Here is a 17,146-nt window from a genome sequence, read left to right on the forward strand (position 1 = left end):
GTTGACTTTTGGCACGCTGTTGAGTTCTCAAGGAACGGACGCTTCCTTCGGACCGCCTTCCAGCGGACCCTCCGGGCTTCGTTCTTTCGTGTTTCAAGCTTATCAGATGTTTTCCGCTCCGTTTTCCGGAGTTTCATTCATCGGATTTGCTTTCCGCTTTGCCGCCCCGGTCTCCCGCGGCGACTCCGGAACTGTACGGGGACGGGCCCGCCACATGCAAATCGCCCCTGCCCGGGGTCCCGGGCAGGGGCGATCAGGGCCGATCACGGACCGATCAGCGAACCTCGGTGATCTCCGGACCGCGCGCGAACGGGTCGATCGAGGCGCCGCCGAAGCGGTTGTCGCCCTCGCCGGCGGTGGCGGCCGCCCCGCCACCGTCGGCCACCATCTGGGCGTCCTCGGGAAGCTTCAGCACGATCGGGTCGCGGGGAGCCATCGGGGACTCGCCACGGACGACGACCGTCTGGCGGAAGACCTGCTCCAGGATCCCGGCCATCTCCGGCTGCACCGCAGCCTGACCCGAGATCACGCCGCGCAGGAACCAGCGCGGACCGTCGCAGCCGACGAACCGCACCAGCTGGACACCCTGGGTGCCGTCGGGCAGCTGCACCGGAACCTGGGCACGGAGGTGCCAGCCGAGCGGGCCCTCCTCCTCCTCGATGAGGCCGCCCTGCGAGGTGATGCCGTTGGCGATCTCCTCGCGGACCTCCCCCCAGATGCCCTCGGACTTCGGGGCCGCGAAGGCCTGGAGCTGGATGGCGCTGTTGCCGAGCACGAGGGTGGCGGCCACGATCGCGTCACCGGCGACCTCGACGCGCAGTTCCATTCCCTCGACACCGGGGACCAGCAGACCCCCGAGGTCGACTCGTCCCTCCTCGGGGTTCTCCAGCTCCGAGTGGTCCCACGGACCGTCCGGCCGGGGGGCCGGCGGCAGGCCGACCCTGTCGGCCGGGTCCAGCTCGGTCACGTTCTCGCTCTCGGCGGAACCTTCGACGTCATCGGCCGTCTCGTCGGCGCTGATGGCGTCGTCGGCGAGCTGCTCGACAGCGTCCTCGCTCTTCTGGCGACGACGGAACACGGTCACTGTCCTTCCCGGTCCAAGACCGATGCGAATACCTGCTCGGCTTCCTGCGAGGCCGCGGGAATGCTAGACCGCGGCATGGCCGCCGGTCGACCCGAACCCGCCCTCGGCGCGTGCCGACCCAGGCAGCTCCTCCACCTCGTGGAAGCGGGCCTTCTCGACCTGCTGGATCACCAGCTGGGCGATCCGGTCCCCTCGGCGGAAGCTGACCCCCTCGTGCGGGTCCAGATTGACGACGATCACCTTGATCTCTCCACGGTACCCGGCATCGACGGTCCCCGGGGCGTTCACGAGAGCAACTCCGCAACGAGCTGCGAGCCCGGACCGGGGGTGGACGAAGGCCGCGTAGCCGTCCGGGAGGGCGACGGCGATGCCGGTCGGCAGGACCGCCCGCTCGCCGGGGGCCAGCTCGGCATCGACGGTGGTGCGCAGATCGGCGCCGGCGTCCCCGGGCTGCGCGTACGCGGGCAGCGGCAGCTCGGGGTCGATGCGCTTGATCAGGACGTCCAGCTGCGGGCGGGGGGTGTCACTCAAGGGTTCACCTCAAAGGCTCGTGCGCGCTTCATCAGATCCGGGTCGTCGAGGACCTTTCCGACGTCCTCGGCTCGACCGTGCGTGGTGAAGTGTTCCAGCTTCACCTGGATGAAGAGCGCCTGAGCACGCACGGCGACCGGTCCGTCCGGCCCGCCGATCCGCGCCTCGGCGGCGCTGTAGATCTTGCGGCCGTGCACGCCGGTGACCCAGGCGCGCAGGTGCAGCACCGAGTCGACGGGCACCGGGCAGAGGAAGTCGGTCTCCAGCCGGCCGGTCACGGCGGGGGCGTGCAGGAGCCAGTTGAGCGTGCCAAGGGTCTCGTCCATGGCGGTCGTCAGCACGCCGCCGTGGGCCAGCCCGGGGCCGCCCTGGTGGACGTCCCGGACGGTGAACTCGGCCGTGACGTCGAGTCCCTCGCCGGCGATCGCGTCGATCCGCAGGCCGCCGGGGTGCTGCGGGCCGCAGCCGAAGCAGTGCTCGTAGTGGGAGCCGAGCCGGGTGCCGGGGGCCGGTGCCTCGGGGGCGCGCGGCGGCAGGACGGCGTCCGGCGGCGGGGTGGTCGGGGACGGCGGCACCGCGGGCGCCGGCCGGTCGGTGGGAGTGGTGGGGGCTGTCGTACCGGTCACGGAGCCCAACCCTACTCAGGGGTAGGTAGGCCCCCGGTGGGGGTGGCGTCCCGCGCCAGGCGTCAGGGCGCCCACAATGGAGGGCATGTACGACGAACGCCTCACGGTGCCGCGCTCCTGGTGGCTGCTCCCGGTCGCGGTGGGCCTCACGCTCGCGCTGATCCTGATCCGGGTCAGCGGCCCGGCCGCGCTGGTCGGGCTGGTGGTCGGCATCGCTGCCGGCGCGGTCGGGATCAGCAGCTACGGCTCGGCCCGGATCCGTGTGGTCCAGGGCTCGCTGGTGGCCGGACCGGCCCGGATCCCGGTGGACGCGCTCGGCGCCGCGCAGGCGTTGAGCCCCGCCGAGGCGGCGGCCTGGCGCGGTCCGAAGGCCGATCCGCGCGCCTTCATGCTGCTGCGCAGCTACGTCCCGACGGCGCTGCGGGTCGAGGTGAGCGATCCGGCCGACCCGACGCCGTATCTCTATCTGTCGACCCGCTCGCCGATGAAGCTGGCGGAGGCGCTGGAGGAGGCCCGGCGCGGCGCCCGTACCTGAGCGCGCGGGCCGCGAGGGCCCCGAAGGGTCGTGTGACAGGTCCTGACAGATCCTGGGAGGCCCTGGGAGGCCCTGAAGGGTCCGAGGACCGGAAACCTGAAGGGTCCGAGGACCGGAAACCTGAAGGGTCCAAGGACCGGAAACCTGAAGGGTCCGAGGACCGGAAAACGGAGAGGGACGGTTCCGCTGCTGCGGGACCGTCCCTACGACTTTGTGCCGGCCGACGCGTCGGCCGACTCCGTCCTGCCGGGCCCGTCCGTTCGGACGGGCTCCGAAACTGCCGTCCGGCCCCGCTGCCCGGGGCCGGAAGGAGCGGTGTGCCGGTCCCGCGGGAGCCGCGGGCACCGGGCCCTGTCTGCCGCGGTGCTCAGGCGCCGCAGTCCCGGCAGATCGGGTTGCCGTTCTTCTCGCTGTAGAGCTGGCTGCGGTGGTGGACCAGGAAGCAGCTCATGCAGGTGAACTCGTCCGCCTGCTTCGGCAGCACCCGGACGGCGAGCTCCTCGTTCGAGAGGTCGGCGCCGGGGAGCTCCATGCCTTCGGCGGCGTCGAACTCGTCGACGTCGACAGAGCCGCCGCCCTTGTCGTTCCGCCGAGCCTTGAGCTCCTCGATGCTGTCTTCGTTGAGCTCGTCGTCAGTCTTGCGTGGGGTGTCGTAGTCGGTTGCCATTTGTCGCTCTCCCCCTCCGGGTTGTGCGGTGTGTGCGGGTATCTCCAGCGCACGTAACGCATGGGGGGCCGGTCTTGTGCCCGACCCGAGGCGGAGATTTTGCCTTACTTCAAGCCCTGTTACTCAATCGACACTCAGCCCGGGGTCCATCGGGGTGATCCTCGGGGCCGCAAAAGGCCTCACGCTGGGCCATCGCCGACCCTTCCCGGGCCCGGTGAGCCAGCCACGCACAGTGAGCACCGGAGGTGCGGGTACCCGCCGAATCCCTTGCCTCTCAGGGATGACGACCGATCCGGCGGATCCGCCCGGGGGCGAAATCCGGTCACGGACGGCGATCTACACCCCCGAACGGGTGATCACTCTCCGGGGTTGGCCGAAACCATGGAGCGACACGGTGTGAGCTTGGTCACGTTCAGAATCTTCCGGGGCAAACCACGGAAAATCCACCCACTCCGACCGCCTGCGGGAGCACCCTACTCCGCGCTCCGCCGGGCCGCCCGACGCGCCATGATCGCCGCCTGGCGCTCCTCGAACCTCCGCGCCTGCGAGTCCAGCCCGTCCAGGAAGACGCCCAGCTCGTTCTGCGCCAGCACCCCCTCCGGGCCGAGGCCGCCGATCTCCATCACCTTGAGGTGGCGCAGCACCGGCTGCAGCACGTCGTCGTGGTGGATGCGCAGGTTGTACACCCCGCCGAGGGCGATCTGCGCGGCGGCGCGCTCGAAGCCGGGGATGCCGTGGCCGGGCATCCGGAAGTCGGTGACCACGTCGGCGATGGCCCGCATGGCCTGGTCGGGGGCGATCTCCAGGGCGGCCTTCAGCAGGTTCCGGTAGAAGACCATGTGCAGGTTCTCGTCGTTGGCGACCTTCGCCAGGAGCTGCTCGCACAGCGGGTCGCCGGCGTACTTGCCGGTGTTGCGGTGCGCGATGCGGGTGGCGAGCTCCTGGAAGGCCACGTACGCGACCGACTGCAGCATGCTGTGCGCGTTGTCGGACTCGAAGCCCTCGGACATGTGGCTCATCCGGGCCCGCTCCAGCTCCACCGGGTCGACGGCCCGGGTGGCGAGCAGGTAGTCGCGGATGGCTATGCCGTGGCGGCCCTCCTCGGCCGTCCAGCGGTGCACCCAGGTGCCCCAGGCGCCCTCGCGGCCGAACATGCTGGCGATCTCGTGGTGGTAGCTGGGGAGGTTGTCCTCGGTCAGCAGGTTCACCACCAGCGACACCCGGCCCAGCGCGGTCACCTGCGACTGCTCGACCGACCAGGCCTCACCGCCCAGCACGCCGTCGAAGTCGCGGCCCTGGCTCCACGGGACGAACTCGTGCGGCATCCACTCCTTGGCGACGCTCAGGTGGCGGTCGAGTTCCTTCTCCACGACCTCCTCGAGGGCCAGGATCAGCCGCGCGTCGGTCCAGCCGCTCGATCCGAGCGAGGTGCTGCTCTGCACGGTGCTGCGCTGCACAGGGGCGATGGTCACGGTTTGCTCCTGGGGGACGGCACGCGCGGGGACCGGCGCGTTGGGCGGGCACACGTCGTGCGGACTCCGGCGGGGGCGCCGGCGGACTCGCACTTACGGTTGCGTAGGTTACGACACCGTAAGTTGCTGGGGCCGCAAAAGACAAGCCGCCCCCGCCAGGCCTTATGTCGTCTTGACGGGCCTGACGGGGGCGGCTTGCTGTTCCACGAGCCGACGGCAGCCGGTCTGCCTACGGCGAGGGGATGCGAACCCGCATGGTGAGGCCGCCGCCGGCGCGCGGGGTGGCCTCGATGGTGCCGCCGTGGGCGCGCACGACCGAGCGGACGATGGACAGACCCAGCCCGACCCCCTTGTCGCTGCGGGTGCGGTCGGCGCCCTTGACCCGGCGGAACGGCTCGAAGATGTGTTCCAGTTCGTACCCCGGCACCATCGGGCCGGTGTTGGAGACCACCAGCTCGCCGCCGCCCGGCACCTCGGCGGTGGCCAGCTCGACCCAGCCGCCCGGGGTGTTGTACCGGACCGCGTTCTGCAGCAGGTTGAGCGCGAGCCGCTCCAGCAGCACGCCGTTGCCCGCGACCACGGCCGGATCGAGCTTCGAGCGCAGCTCGACCTCGCGCTTGTCCGCCTCGGCCCGGGTCTGCTCCAGCGCCCGGGTGGCCACCTCGGACAGCTCCACCGGGCGGCGGTCGGTCAGCTCGTTCTCGCTGCGGGCGAGCAGCAGCAGGCCCTCGACCAGCTGCTCGCTGCGCTCGTTGGTGGCCAGCAGGGTCTTGCCCAGCTGCTGCAGGTCGGGGGAGGCGGCCGGGTCGGAGAGCTGGACCTCCAGCAGGGTGCGGTTGATCGCCAGCGGCGTGCGCAGCTCGTGCGAGGCGTTGGCGACGAAACGGCGCTGGGAGTCGAAGGAGCGGTCCAGCCGGTCCAGCATGTCGTCGAAGGTGTCGGCGAGCTCCTTGAGCTCGTCGTCCGGCCCGTCCAGCTCGATCCGGCGGTGCAGGTCGGAGGAGGCGACGTCGCGGGCGGTGCGGGTGATCCGGCCGAGCGGGCGCAGCACCCGGCCGGCCATCGCGTAGCCGGCCGCGAAGGCGATCACGGCGAGGCAGACCAGGACGGTCAGCAGCTTGCGCAGCAGGGTGTTGAGCGCCTGGCTGGCCTGGTAGGCCTTGTAGTCGTTCAGCCACTGGTCGAGCGCGGACTGGCTGTTGAGGGTGAGGTTGTCCGGGGTCCGCACCGAGATGCCCGGTCCGTTGAGCACCAGGTGCGGCTGGCCGACCTCCTGCAGGGCCTGCTGGACGAAGAAGTACATCACCAGCAGCAGCACGACGCCGGCCATCAGGAACATCCCGCCGTAGAGCAGGGTGAGCCGCATCCGGATGGTGGGGCGGAAGGGCAGCCAGGCGAGCACGCCGTCGCCGGGGACGTAGGTCTGGTTCGACCGGGCCGAGCGCGGCGGGTGCAGAGGCTTGGGCGGTACGGCGCGCGGGCCGCCGGCGGGCGCGCCGGAGGGCCCGCCGGCCGGGGGCGGGGTGGTCATGATCGTCCTCTCGGGGCGTCCGCCGGGGCGGGCGCGGGGTGGTGGATTCCCGGGATCCGGGCCCTTCGTCGAAGGGATCCCGGGGTCAGATCCGGTAGCCGGAGCCCGGCACGGTGACGATCACCGGCGGGTCGCCGAGCTTGCGGCGCAGCGTCATCACGGTGACGCGCACGACGTTGGTGAACGGGTCGGTGTGCTCGTCCCAGGCCTTCTCCAGCAGCTGCTCGGCGGAGACGACGGCGCCGCCGGCCCGCATGAGCACCTCCAGGACGGCAAACTCCTTGGGGGCGAGTTGGACGGTGCGGCCGTCGCGGATCACCTCGCGCCGACCGGGGTCGACCGAGATGCCGGCGCGTTCGAGCACCGGGGGCAGCGGAACGGTCGCGCGGCGGCCCAGCGCCCTGACCCGGGCGACGAGTTCGCTGAAGGCGAACGGCTTCGGAAGGTAGTCGTCCGCGCCGAGCTCCAGGCCCTCGACCCGGTCGCTGATGTCGCCGGAGGCGGTCAGCATGATCACCCGGGTCGCGAGGCCCTGCTCGACCACCTTGCGGCAGACGTCGTCGCCGTGGACCAGCGGAAGGTCGCGGTCCAGGACCACCACGTCGTAGTCGTTGACCGCGATGCGCTGGAGCGCGGCCTCCCCGTCGTACACCACGTCGACAGCCATCGCCTCGCGGCGCAGGCCGGTCGCGACGGCCTCGGCAAGCAGCTGCTCGTCCTCGACGACGAGAACCCGCACGGTCGTTGTCCCTTCTCCAGGCCGGCCCCGGAAAGCGGACGCACGGCTCCGACGGTGGCTCCATCCTGCCTGGTCCTGCGGTAAAGCAGCGATAAGCTGCCCCTCGGGCACGGGGTCCGGGTCCGCGGCGATGACCGTTCGTGTCGGCACCACTCCGCTTGGACTGTGACACGGGCAACTTTCTTTCGCCGGGAGGTTTCCCGGCCGCCCCGGCGGGGAGGACAGCTGCACACCCGCGATCTGGCCCTTGGCCGGTCGCACCCACCCGCCGTGCGTTCATCCGCGCCGGCCCTGGGGCTGGGACATCACCGGGAGCGGCCGAAGGCCGTCTCCGCGTCCGACCGGCGATCCACCACTGCCGGCCGGGGCGCTTTCACCGGCTGGACCTTCCTCAGGGCGGAGAACGCACGACCGTGCACGTCCGACACAGTAAGGGGGCCCGTATGGACGCCTTCAAGGCCGGAATCCTGCAGCGCATAGCCAACGCCGAGCAGGACCTGCACCGCGCGATCGAGGCCGGGGACGAGTTCCTCGCCGAGGTGGAGCAGTCCGAGCTGGACGACCTCCGCCGACTCGCCGCCGAGCACGGCGTGGACACGGTGCTGGAGCGCCACCGCACCGCTGCCTGACCCGTCCGGCACCACCGACCCGTCGCCGGTCCTCCGGCACCTGCGGCCCTGCGGGGGCCGTGCGAAACCCCAGGCCCTGGCATCCCCCGTATGCCAGGGCTCTTCGCATGCCCGGGGCCGAGCCGCGGTCCCGGGCGTGCGAACCCGCCCGGCCGGGCCGGAACCGGTCAGTCCGCCCAGGCGCGCAGCGTGGCCAGGCGTTCCTGCAGCGGCTCGTACACGCCCGGGGCGGCGGCCACGGTCAGCTCGCCGTCCGGGCCGTGCCCGGGGCGGCCGCCGGTCAGCGCGCCGGCCTCGGCGGCGATCAGACAGCCGGCCGCGCGGTCCCAGGGGGCGAGGCCGCGCTCGTAGTAGCCGTCCAGCCGCCCGGCGGCGACGTCGCACAGGTCGACCGCGGCCGCCCCGCCCCGGCGGATGTCCCGCACCTCGGGCATCAGCGCCAGCAGCACCTCGGCCTGGCGCACCCGCACCGACCGGACGTAGTTGAAGCCGGTGGCGATCAGCGCCTGGCCCCACGGCGGGGCGGGGCGGGCCGAGAGCGGCCGGCCGTTCAGCCGGGCGCCGCGGCCCAGGACGGCGTGGAACAGTTCGTCGCGCGCCGGGGCGAACACCACGCCGACGACCGCCCGGCCGTCCAGCTCGGCGGCCACGCTGACCGCCCAGGAGGGCAGTCCGTACAGGTAGTTGACCGTGCCGTCGAGCGGGTCCACGACCCAGCGGACCCCGCTGGTGCCGGACCGTTCGGCGCCCTCCTCGCCGAGGTAGCCGTCGGTCGGGCGGCGGTCGGTGATCAGCTCCAGCAGGAGCTTCTCGGAGGCGAGGTCCATCTCGGTGACCACGTCGACCGGGCTGCTCTTGGTGCCGGCCACGCCGAGGTCGGCGGGGCGGCCGTCGCGCAGCAGGACGCCGGCCTGCCGGGCCGCGTCCAGGGCGACGTCCAGCAGGTCGTCGAGGAGCCGGTCGTCGGGCTGGGCGGGGGCGGTCACGGGATTCTCCTCCGGGGCGGCGGTGAGCGGCGGGACGGGCGGTCAGTGCTCGGCGGCGGCCGGGCGCGGGGCGCGCGGGTTGGGGCAGCAGGCGATCGCGCACACGTCGTGGCTGGGGCCGAGCGCGCCGAGGGCGCAGCGGGTCACGCCCTCGCCGCGCTCGGTGGCGGCCCGCTCCAGGACCAGGTCGCGGACAGCGGCGGTGAACCGGGGGTCGGCGCCGACGGTGGCGGCGCGGGCCACTGGCAGGCCGAGTTCGGCGGCCTTGGCGACCGCCTCGGTGTCGAGGTCGTACTTGACCTCCATGTGGTCGGAGACGAAGCCGATCGGGACCATCACCACGGCGGGCGCGCCCTCGGCCCGCCGGGCCTCCAGGTGGTCGCAGATGTCGGGTTCCAGCCACGGGGTGTGCGGGGCGCCGCTGCGGCTCTGGAACACCAGTTCCCAGGGTCGGTCGGCGACGCCGGTGCGCTCGGCGACGGCGGCGGCGATCAGCCGGGCCACGTCCAGGTGCTGGGCGACGTACGCGCCGCCCGGGGTGCCGCGGGCCGGGTCGTCCGGGGCGCCGGAGGACTCGGCCATGGCGTCCGGGATGGAGTGGGTGGTGAACGCCAGCCGGGCGCCGTCCCGTACCCCGGCGGGCAGCTCGGCCAGCGCGGCCACGGTGGCGTCGATCATCGGCTCGACGAAACCGGGGTGGTTGTAGAAGTGCCGCAGCTTGTCGACCCTCAGGGCGGGCACACCCTCCTCGGCCAGGGCGGTCAGCGCGTCGGCGAGGTTCTCCCGGTACTGGCGGCAGCCCGAGTAGCCGGCGTAGGCGCTGGTGGCGAGCACGGCGATCCGGCGGTGGCCGTCGGCGGCGATCTCCCGCAGGGCGTCGACCAGGTAGGGCGCCCAGTTCCGGTTGCCCCAGTAGACCGGCAGGTCAAGCCCGTGCTCGGCGAAGTCCTTGCGCAGCGCGGCGAGCAGTTCGCGGTTCTGCTCGTTGATCGGGCTGACCCCGCCGAACATGAAGTAGTGCTTGCCCACCTCCTTCAGCCGCTCCTTGGGGATGCCGCGGCCGCGGGTGACGTTCTCCAGGAAGGGGACGACCTCCTCGGGGCCCTCGGGCCCGCCGAAGGACAGGAGCAGCAGGGCGTCGTACGGAGCGGCGCCGGAGGGGGAGGGTTTGCGCGCGTCGGACATGGCACCGATCCTGCCACTGAGGGGCCGGGCGCTGTCGCCGGGGCCGCGCAGGTGTCCGGAAAATACCGTTTGCCAACGTACGTAAGCTGTGTTCACCTGCCTTGTTCCTTACCCCACCCCCGTCCGGAGTTCTCCCGTGCTGTCCAGCTACCGCCGGATATTCGCCTCCCCCGGCACTCTGGCCTTCTCCACCACCGGTTTCGTCTCCCGGCTACCGATCTCCATGACCGGCATCGGCATCGTGACCATGCTCTCCCAGCTGAGGGGCTCGTACGGTGTCGCGGGCCTGGTCTCGGCCACCCTGGCGATCTCCGCCGCCGTCCTCGGCCCCCAGGTCTCCCGGCTGGTGGACCGGCTGGGCCAGCGCAAGATCATCATCCCGGCCATGGCGCTCACCATCGCCGCCGTCGTCGGCCTGCTGCTCTGCGCCCGACTGAAGGCCCCGGACTGGACGCTGTTCGTCTTCGCGGCCGGCATGGGCGTCATGCCGAGCACCGGCGCGATGGTCCGCGCCCGCTGGGCCCACCTCTACCGCGACGACGCCCCCAAGCTGCACACCGCGTACTCCTTCGAGGCCGTCGTCGACGAGGTCTGCTTCATCGTCGGTCCGATCCTCTCCATCGGGCTGGCCACCTCCGTCTTCCCCGAGGCCGGCGTGCTGCTCGCCGGGATCTTCCTCGCCGTCGGCGTCCTGCTGTTCGCCGGACAGCGCTCCACCGAGCCGCCGGTCCACCCGACCGCCCGGCACGACGGCCACTCGGTCATCCTCAACCACGGCCTCCAGGTGCTGATCCTGACCTTCGTCGCCACCGGCGCGATCTTCGGCTCGGTCGAGGTCGTCACCGTCGCCTTCTCCGAGGCCCAGGGCCACAAGTCGATCTCCAGCGTGATCCTCGCCCTGTGGGCGCTCGGCTCCTGCCTGGCCGGCGTGGTCTACGGCACCCTCAAGCTCACCGGCTCGCTGGCCGCCCGCTTCTTCCTCGGCGTGGTGTTCATGGCCGTCAGCATGGTGCCGCTGCTGCTGGTCGCCCACGCGGTGCACGGCGTCGGCGGGCTGGCCGCGGTCGGCGGCGCCCTGCTGGTCGCGGGCATCGCCATCTCCCCCACCCTGATCAGCGCGATGGCCCTGGTCGAGCGGCTCGTGCCGGCGTCCCAGCTGACCGAGGGCATGACCTGGACGACCACCGGCCTCGCCCTGGGCGTCGCGGTCGGCTCCTCGGCCGGCGGCTGGGTGGTGGACGCCTCCGGTGCCGCCGCCGGCTACTGGGTACCGCTGGCCGCCGGCATGCTCGGCGTGGTCGCCGCACTGGGCGGACTCGGCCGGCTGCGCGCCGGACTGGCCGCCGAGCAGCCCGCCGCGGACGCCGATCGACCCGTAGACGCCGAACGGTGAACTGACTAATCTCTCGCCCTACCCGTGGCCCTACCCGCGGGTAGGGCGGCCGCGCCGTCCCGGACCGCGCCGACCCCGGTGCCACGGAGCAGGAGGCAGCGCAATGCCCCAGGCCAGTACCGCGACCCGCACCCGGTGGACCAACTGGGCCGGCAACCAGAGCGCCGAGCCCGCCCGGGCCGCCGCCCCCGGCACCGCGGAGGAACTGGCCAAGGAGATCCTGCGCGCCGCCGAGCAGGGCCGTACCGTCAAGGCCGTCGGCTCCGGCCACTCCTTCACCTCGATCGCCTCCGCCGGCGACGGCGTCCAGATCCGCCCGCACGCGCTCACCGCCATCCGCGAGATCGACCGCGAGGCGGGCACCATCACCGTCGAGTCCGGCCTCCCGCTGCACCGACTCAACCGGGTCCTCGCTACCGAGGGCCTCTCCCTCACCAACATGGGCGACATCGAGGTCCAGACCGTCGCCGGCGCCACCAGCACCGGCACCCACGGCACCGGCCGCGACTCCGGCTCGCTCGCCGCCCAGATCCGCGCGCTGGAGATCGTCCTCGCCGACGGCTCCCTCAAGCGCTGCTCCCCCACCGAGAACCCCCGGCTCTTCCAGGGCGCCCGGCTCGGCCTCGGCGCCCTCGGCGTGATCACCGCGCTCACCTTCGGCGTCGAACCGGCCTTCCTGCTCACCGCGCACGAGCAGCCGATGGCGTTCGACGAGGTGCTGGAGCGCCTCGACGACCTCGCCGCCGTCAACGAGCACTTCGAGTTCTACTGGTTCCCGCACACCGACCGCTGCTCCACCAAGCGCAACAACCGCAGCCAGGGCCCGGCCGCCCCGCTGCCCCGGTTCAAGGGGTGGCTGGAGGACGACTTCCTCTCCAACACCGTCTGGGAGGGCGCCTGCCGGGTCGGCCGGCGCTTCCCCGGCTCGATCCCCTCGATCGCCGCGCTGGCCAGCCGCGCCTGGTCCGACCGCAGCTACACCGACACCGCGTACCGGGTGTTCACCAGCCCGCGCAAGGTCCGCTTCGTGGAGATGGAGTACGCGGTGCCACGCGCGGCCGTCGGCGAGGTGCTGCGCGAGCTGAAGGCCCTGATCGAACGCTCCGACTGGAAGGTCAGCTTCCCGGTCGAGGTGCGCTTCGCCCCCGCCGACGACCTCTGGCTCTCCACCGCCTCCGGCCGGGACAGCGCCTACATCGCCGTCCACCTCTACCGGGGCACCGCCGACCAGGGCTACTTCACCGGCGTCGAACAGCTGATGACCGCCCATCAGGGCCGCCCGCACTGGGGCAAGCTGCACACCCGCGACGCCGAGTACCTGGCCGGCGTCTACCCGCACTTCGGCGACTTCACCGCCCTGCGCGACGAGGTCGACCCGCAGCGGATCTTCGGCAACGACTACCTGCGCCGGGTGCTGGGGGCCTGATCCACGGGGCCCGGTCCGCCCGGACTCGCCGGTCCGCCCGGGCTCGTCAGTTCGCCGGGGTCCCGGCCGCCGGCGGCGGGGCCACCGTCGTCGACCCCGTCGGCTCGTTCCCCGGCACGGGCGGCTGCGTCGTGGCCTCGCCGGTGGGCTTCCCGCCCCCCGCCGACGGGGAGGAACCGGCCGACGGGGTCGCGCTCGGACTCGCCGAGGGCGAAGCCGTACCCGGGCCGGTACCAGGGGTGCCGCTCGGCTCCCGGCTCGGCCGCGTCGTCGCCGGGGCCGAGGCGCCGCCGGACGGCGTGGCCTCCGGAGCGCGCCTGTCGCCCGGGCCCGGCCGCTCCGGCGGAGCGTCCTGCGGCTGGGAGGACTTGGGCGCCACCGAGCCGCCGAAGGAGGTGCCGTTGCCGGACTCGCCCTTGACCGTCGCCGACACCGGCTGCCCGGTCGCCAGTTCGAACGCCACGATCGGCGTCATCGCCAGCACGAACACCAGCCCGGACACCACCGCGTAGGTCTTCCAGGTCCACCGCCGGCGCGCCCGCACCACCTGCGGCTCGCTCCACTCCGCGGTGATCACCGAAGGCCGCGGCGGCGCTTCGTGCTCCGCCGGCACCTGGCGCAGCGTGTTCGCGGTCTGGATCGGCCCCCGGTCCACCGCGTCGCGCAGTTGCTCGCCGGTCCGCCTGAAGACGTGCTGGAGCACAGCGCCGCCGGTGGTGGCCCCGACACTCACCACCGCGGCGCCCATGATCGTCCCGTACACGCCCAGTTCGGAGGCCAACAGCGCGCCCACCACGGCGGCCAGCGCACCCGCCGCGACCTGAGCCACACTCAGATCGATCCGCTTGCGCTCCTCCTTGCCGCCCTCCTCGGCGGGGCTCAGCTCCGACATCAACATCCCTCGGTCCGTACGACTGTTCCTCGAACAAGCCACTCCATCTTGCCCAAAGAAGGACACAAGGGACGAAAATGCGGTTCTGCGCGCCCGGATTGTGTGAAGATGATCACCGTTCACCCACTGGTGGTCCGCCATCGGGGGAGCGCGCTCTTGAGATTCCCGTGAATCGCGGGAGACTTGAGCGGCGAGCCGCCCCTTTGGATGCCACGAATGGAGTACTGTTCGTAAAGCCTGAGCCTTGGGTCGACTTGTCGACTGCTTCTACACCGGCAGCTTGACGAGGAGCCACGGAACAGGCACGCACGGCGACGCCGGGTCCCGGATCGTCGCGAACACTCCGCGTGCGAGGACGGCCGGGACACCCAGGCGCGACGTCGACGGATGGCGTGGCAAAAAGGCAACCGTGCCACAGCGGCGTGGCGGGGCGTAAGCCCGACACGCCGGGGAACTCAGCAAGGTTGTGGCCAGTCGCGAGCGGGCAGGCCACACTCAGTACGGGAGCAGCGACGCAGGTGACGTCGGCAGGCACCACCCGGGAGGTAACCGTGCCCGAACTGCGGGTTGTGGCCGTCAGCAACGACGGCACACGGCTGGTGCTCAAGGCTGCCGACAGCACGGAGTACACCCTCCCCATCGACGAGCGGCTGCGCGCCGCCATCCGCGGCGACCGGCCGCGCCTCGGCCAGATCGAGATCGAGGTCGAGAGCCATCTGCGCCCCCGGGACATCCAGGCCCGGATACGAGCCGGTGCCTCCGCCGAGGAGGTCGCCCAGGCCGCCGGGATCTCCGTCGACCGCGTCCGTCGCTTCGAGGGTCCGGTCCTCGCCGAGCGCGCCTTCATGGCCGAGCGCGCCCGCAAGACCGCCATCCGCCGCAACGGCGAGTCCCCGGGCCCGCAGCTCGGCGAGGCCGTCGCCGAGCGGCTCGCGCTGCGCGGCGCCGAGAAGGACACCGAGCGCTGGGACTCCTGGCGCCGCGACGACGGCACCTGGGAGGTCATCCTCTCCTACCGGGCCGACGGCGAGGGCCGCAGCGCCTCGTGGACGTACGACCCGCCCCGGCGCCTGGTCCAGCCCAACGACGACGAGGCCCGCGCGCTGATCGGCGAGAACGTCGAGCGCGAGGAGGAGTCGATCTTCCCGTTCATCCCGCGGATCGCCCGGCTCCCCCAGGACCGGCCGCCCCGCCCGATGATCGACCGGCCCTCGGCCGACCGCATCATGTCGGCCCGCGAGGTCCGCGAATCGCGGGAGGCCACCGCCGAGTCCCGGGACTCGCTGACCAGCCTGCTCGACGTGGTCCCCGCCTTCCGCGGCGACCTCGCCGTCGGCAGCCCCGCCCCGATCGAGCCGGTGCCCGCCGAGGTCGCCGAGGAGAGCGAGGAGCCGGCCGCGGCCGCCGCCCCGGCGGTCGGCGCGGGTTCGGCCTACGCCGACATCCTGATGCCGCGCGCCGTCGCCCCGCACCGCGAGCGCCTGGTCGGCACCACCGACCGGCAGGCCGAGGCGGACGGCGTCCGGCCCGGGCGCCGGGCCACCGTGCCCAGCTGGGACGAGATCGTCTTCGGCAGCCGGCGCAAGAAGCAGGAGTAGTACCGATGCCGAAGGGCGGGAGGCCGGGCCTCCCGCCCTTCGGCGTTCCCGGACTCAGCCCGGCTGGTCGGTGACCGCCACCGGGCGGCCCGGGTCGCTCGACCACTCGCTCCACGACCCCGGGTACAGCGTGGCCGGCAGACCCGCCACCTCCAGCGCCAGGATCTGGTGCGCCGCCGTCACCCCCGAGCCGCAGTACACCGCGGTCTCCCGCTCCCCCGCGCCCAGCGCCCGGAACCGGGCCGCCAGCTCGGCCGCCGGACGGAACCGCCCGTCCGGGCCCACGTTCTCGGCCGTCGGCGCCGACACCGCGCCGGGGACGTGCCCGGCCCGCGGGTCCACCGGCTCCGTCTCGCCCCGGTAGCGCTCCCCCGACCGGGCGTCCAGCAGCAGACCGCCGCGCGCCCAGGCCGCGGCGCCGTCCGCGTCCACCGTCGGCAGCCGGCCGGGCACCGGCTTGAAGTCGCCTTCCGCGGGCTCCGGCAGCTCGGCCGTCACCGTCAGCCCCGCCGCCTGCCAGGCCGCGAAGCCGCCGTCCAGCACCCGGACGTCCCGGTGCCCGGCCCAGCGCAGCAGCCACCAGGCGCGGGCCGCCGCCATCGAGGCCGCGCCGTCGTACACCACGACCGGGCGCTCGGCGCTCACCCCGAAGCCGCGCATCGCCGCGCCGAACTCCTCCGGGTCCGGCAGCGGGTGGCGCCCGCCCCGGCCGGGGGCACCGGGCGGGGCCGCGAGGTCCCGGTCCAGCTCGACGAAGTGGGCGCCGGGCAGGTGCCCGGCCCGGTACTCCTCGGCCGCGGTCGGGCCGCCCGGCGCGGCACCGACCAGCTGGTAGCGCACGTCCAGCAGCACCGGCGGACGGGCGGAGGCGAGCGCCTCCGCCAGCTCGACCGCGGAGATCAGCGGGGAACCGTCGTTGTAGGTGGTCATGGCGGCCATTGTCGCGCAGCACCGCCGACCCGCCGCTCTTTGTGCGGACTTTGCCGGATTTTCCGCGCGGCCCGAGGGTTGGGCGCCCGCCAGGGTGGAAGCATCACCCTCGCGCCCGAGGTTTCCGTGCGCCAACCACCCACGAGGAGGCCCGCATTGCCCGCGGTGGAACTCCGACTGGCCCAGGGCACGCCCTGCTGGGTCAGCCTGCTGACCGACGACCTGGCCGGCGCCCGCGCCTTCTACGGCGTACTGCTCGGCTGGACGTACACCCCAGGACCCGGCCAGCTCGGCGACTACGTCCGGGCCGAACTCGACGGGGCGCCGGTCGCCGGCCTCGGCCTCTCCACCGCCACCGGCTTCCCGGTGCAGTGGACCACCTACTTCGCCGTGGACGACGCCGACCGCACCACCCAGCTGGTCCGCGAATGCGGAGGCACCGTCGCCGTCGGGCCGCTGCAGGCCGAGCGCGCCGGCCGGATGGCCATCGCCTCCGACGTGTCCGGCGCCGTCTTCGGCCTCTGGCAGGGCGAGGAGCACCTCGGCCGGGAAGCCGGCACCGAGCACGGCGGACCGACCTGGGCCGAACTGCTCACCCCCGACACCGAGGGCGCCGCCGTCTTCTACGCCACCGTGCTCGACCGACCGGTCCGGCCCGGTGCGGACGAGAGCGCGCTGCTCGTACACGGCCGGGCGGTCGCCGGCATCCGGCACCGCGCCGACCTGCGCGGCCACCCGCCGCGCTGGCGCACCCACTTCGCCGTCCGGGACGCCGACCTGACCGCCCGTCACGCCGTGGAGCTCGGCGGCCGGATCCTGGTCGAGCCGCACGACACCACCCGCGGCCGCGCCGCCCGGCTGGCCGACCCGCAGGGCGGGCACTTCTCGGTGCTGCAGACCTTCGGTTAGGCCTGCTCTCGGT

Annotated in this window: 16 protein-coding genes and 1 pseudogene; 6 read left to right on the forward strand and 11 right to left on the reverse strand. The window is 73.0% G+C overall.

Translation table 11 applies throughout. The features are described 5' to 3' along the window. Nucleotides 1–274: 274 nt before the first annotated feature. The 3 genes and pseudogenes from ACZ51D_RS38205 to ACZ51D_RS38215 form a co-directional block, all read right to left on the reverse strand. Nucleotides 275–1,078 (reverse strand): DUF3710 domain-containing protein, encoded by an 804-nt coding sequence (locus tag ACZ51D_RS38205; RefSeq protein ID WP_360506080.1) that lies wholly within the window; start codon nt 1,076–1,078, stop codon nt 275–277. Nucleotides 1,079–1,080: 2 nt separating this feature from the next. Next, a pseudogene (gene dut / locus ACZ51D_RS38210) lies at nt 1,081–1,615 on the reverse strand (dUTP diphosphatase). Next, entirely contained in the window at nt 1,612–2,190 is a 579-nt protein-coding gene (locus tag ACZ51D_RS38215; protein ID WP_465664884.1) for a PaaI family thioesterase, read from the reverse strand. The pseudogene dut and the gene ACZ51D_RS38215 overlap by 4 nt, the downstream one beginning before the upstream one ends. Before the next feature lie 136 nt (nt 2,191–2,326). On the opposite strand from ACZ51D_RS38215, the gene ACZ51D_RS38220 reads away from it, so the two are divergent. Beyond that, nucleotides 2,327–2,776 (forward strand): DUF3093 domain-containing protein, encoded by a 450-nt coding sequence (locus tag ACZ51D_RS38220; RefSeq protein WP_396289671.1) that lies wholly within the window; start codon nt 2,327–2,329, stop codon nt 2,774–2,776. 367 nt (nt 2,777–3,143) lie between these two features. Here the strand turns inward: ACZ51D_RS38220 and ACZ51D_RS38225 are convergent, their stop codons facing one another. The 4 genes from ACZ51D_RS38225 to ACZ51D_RS38240 all read right to left on the reverse strand — a co-directional run bounded on the left by ACZ51D_RS38225 (nt 3,144) and on the right by ACZ51D_RS38240 (nt 7,185). Further along, nucleotides 3,144–3,443, reverse strand: coding sequence for a DUF4193 domain-containing protein (locus ACZ51D_RS38225; RefSeq protein WP_030057692.1), 300 nt, complete (start codon nt 3,441–3,443; stop codon nt 3,144–3,146). Between the two features lie 473 nt (nt 3,444–3,916). Further along, nucleotides 3,917–4,915, reverse strand: coding sequence for an acyl-ACP desaturase (locus ACZ51D_RS38230; protein ID WP_465664858.1), 999 nt, complete (start codon nt 4,913–4,915; stop codon nt 3,917–3,919). Nucleotides 4,916–5,144: 229 nt separating this feature from the next. Beyond that, nucleotides 5,145–6,446, reverse strand: a complete 1,302-nt coding sequence (locus ACZ51D_RS38235; RefSeq protein WP_465623115.1) for a sensor histidine kinase — start codon at nt 6,444–6,446, stop codon at nt 5,145–5,147. 85 nt (nt 6,447–6,531) lie between these two features. Continuing rightward, complete coding sequence (locus ACZ51D_RS38240; protein ID WP_465664860.1) at nt 6,532–7,185, reverse strand: response regulator transcription factor; 654 nt, start codon at nt 7,183–7,185, stop codon at nt 6,532–6,534. 443 nt (nt 7,186–7,628) lie between these two features. Here ACZ51D_RS38240 and ACZ51D_RS38245 point away from each other — a divergent pair, with 443 nt between their 5' ends. Next, nucleotides 7,629–7,814, forward strand: a complete 186-nt coding sequence (locus ACZ51D_RS38245) for a hypothetical protein (RefSeq protein ID WP_030057688.1) — start codon at nt 7,629–7,631, stop codon at nt 7,812–7,814. Nucleotides 7,815–7,981: 167 nt separating this feature from the next. Here the strand turns inward: ACZ51D_RS38245 and ACZ51D_RS38250 are convergent, their stop codons facing one another. Together ACZ51D_RS38250 and ACZ51D_RS38255 are read right to left on the reverse strand one after the other, a co-directional pair. Then, nucleotides 7,982–8,800: an inositol monophosphatase family protein gene (locus ACZ51D_RS38250; protein ID WP_465623117.1), complete on the reverse strand. Its 819-nt coding sequence runs from the start codon at nt 8,798–8,800 to the stop codon at nt 7,982–7,984. A 42-nt stretch (nt 8,801–8,842) separates the two neighbouring features. Continuing rightward, entirely contained in the window at nt 8,843–9,985 is a 1,143-nt protein-coding gene (locus ACZ51D_RS38255) for a ferrochelatase (protein WP_465623118.1), read from the reverse strand. Between the two features lie 136 nt (nt 9,986–10,121). On the opposite strand from ACZ51D_RS38255, the gene ACZ51D_RS38260 reads away from it, so the two are divergent. Continuing rightward, entirely contained in the window at nt 10,122–11,378 is a 1,257-nt protein-coding gene (locus ACZ51D_RS38260; RefSeq protein WP_465664862.1) for an MFS transporter, read from the forward strand. A 103-nt stretch (nt 11,379–11,481) separates the two neighbouring features. Then, entirely contained in the window at nt 11,482–12,804 is a 1,323-nt protein-coding gene (locus ACZ51D_RS38265) for a D-arabinono-1,4-lactone oxidase (RefSeq protein ID WP_465623122.1), read from the forward strand. 46 nt (nt 12,805–12,850) lie between these two features. Here the strand turns inward: ACZ51D_RS38265 and ACZ51D_RS38270 are convergent, their stop codons facing one another. Next, on the reverse strand, nt 12,851–13,696 hold the full coding sequence (locus tag ACZ51D_RS38270) for a hypothetical protein (RefSeq protein ID WP_465623124.1): 846 nt from the start codon (nt 13,694–13,696) through the stop codon (nt 12,851–12,853). A gap of 518 nt (nt 13,697–14,214) precedes the next feature. Here ACZ51D_RS38270 and sepH point away from each other — a divergent pair. After that, the gene (gene sepH / locus ACZ51D_RS38275) at nt 14,215–15,294 is read left to right on the forward strand and encodes a septation protein SepH (protein ID WP_465623126.1); all 1,080 of its coding nucleotides are present in this window, start codon (nt 14,215–14,217) and stop codon (nt 15,292–15,294) included. A 54-nt stretch (nt 15,295–15,348) separates the two neighbouring features. On the opposite strand, the gene ACZ51D_RS38280 is transcribed toward sepH, so the two are convergent. Beyond that, a complete protein-coding gene (locus tag ACZ51D_RS38280; RefSeq protein WP_465623128.1) occupies nt 15,349–16,224 on the reverse strand; it encodes a sulfurtransferase in 876 nt (291 codons plus the stop codon). A 165-nt stretch (nt 16,225–16,389) separates the two neighbouring features. Here ACZ51D_RS38280 and ACZ51D_RS38285 point away from each other — a divergent pair, with 165 nt between their 5' ends. Next, nucleotides 16,390–17,133, forward strand: a complete 744-nt coding sequence (locus tag ACZ51D_RS38285) for a VOC family protein (protein ID WP_465623239.1) — start codon at nt 16,390–16,392, stop codon at nt 17,131–17,133. Nucleotides 17,134–17,146 lie beyond the last annotated feature (13 nt).

The organism is Kitasatospora sp. NPDC033851 (assembly GCF_055576085.1).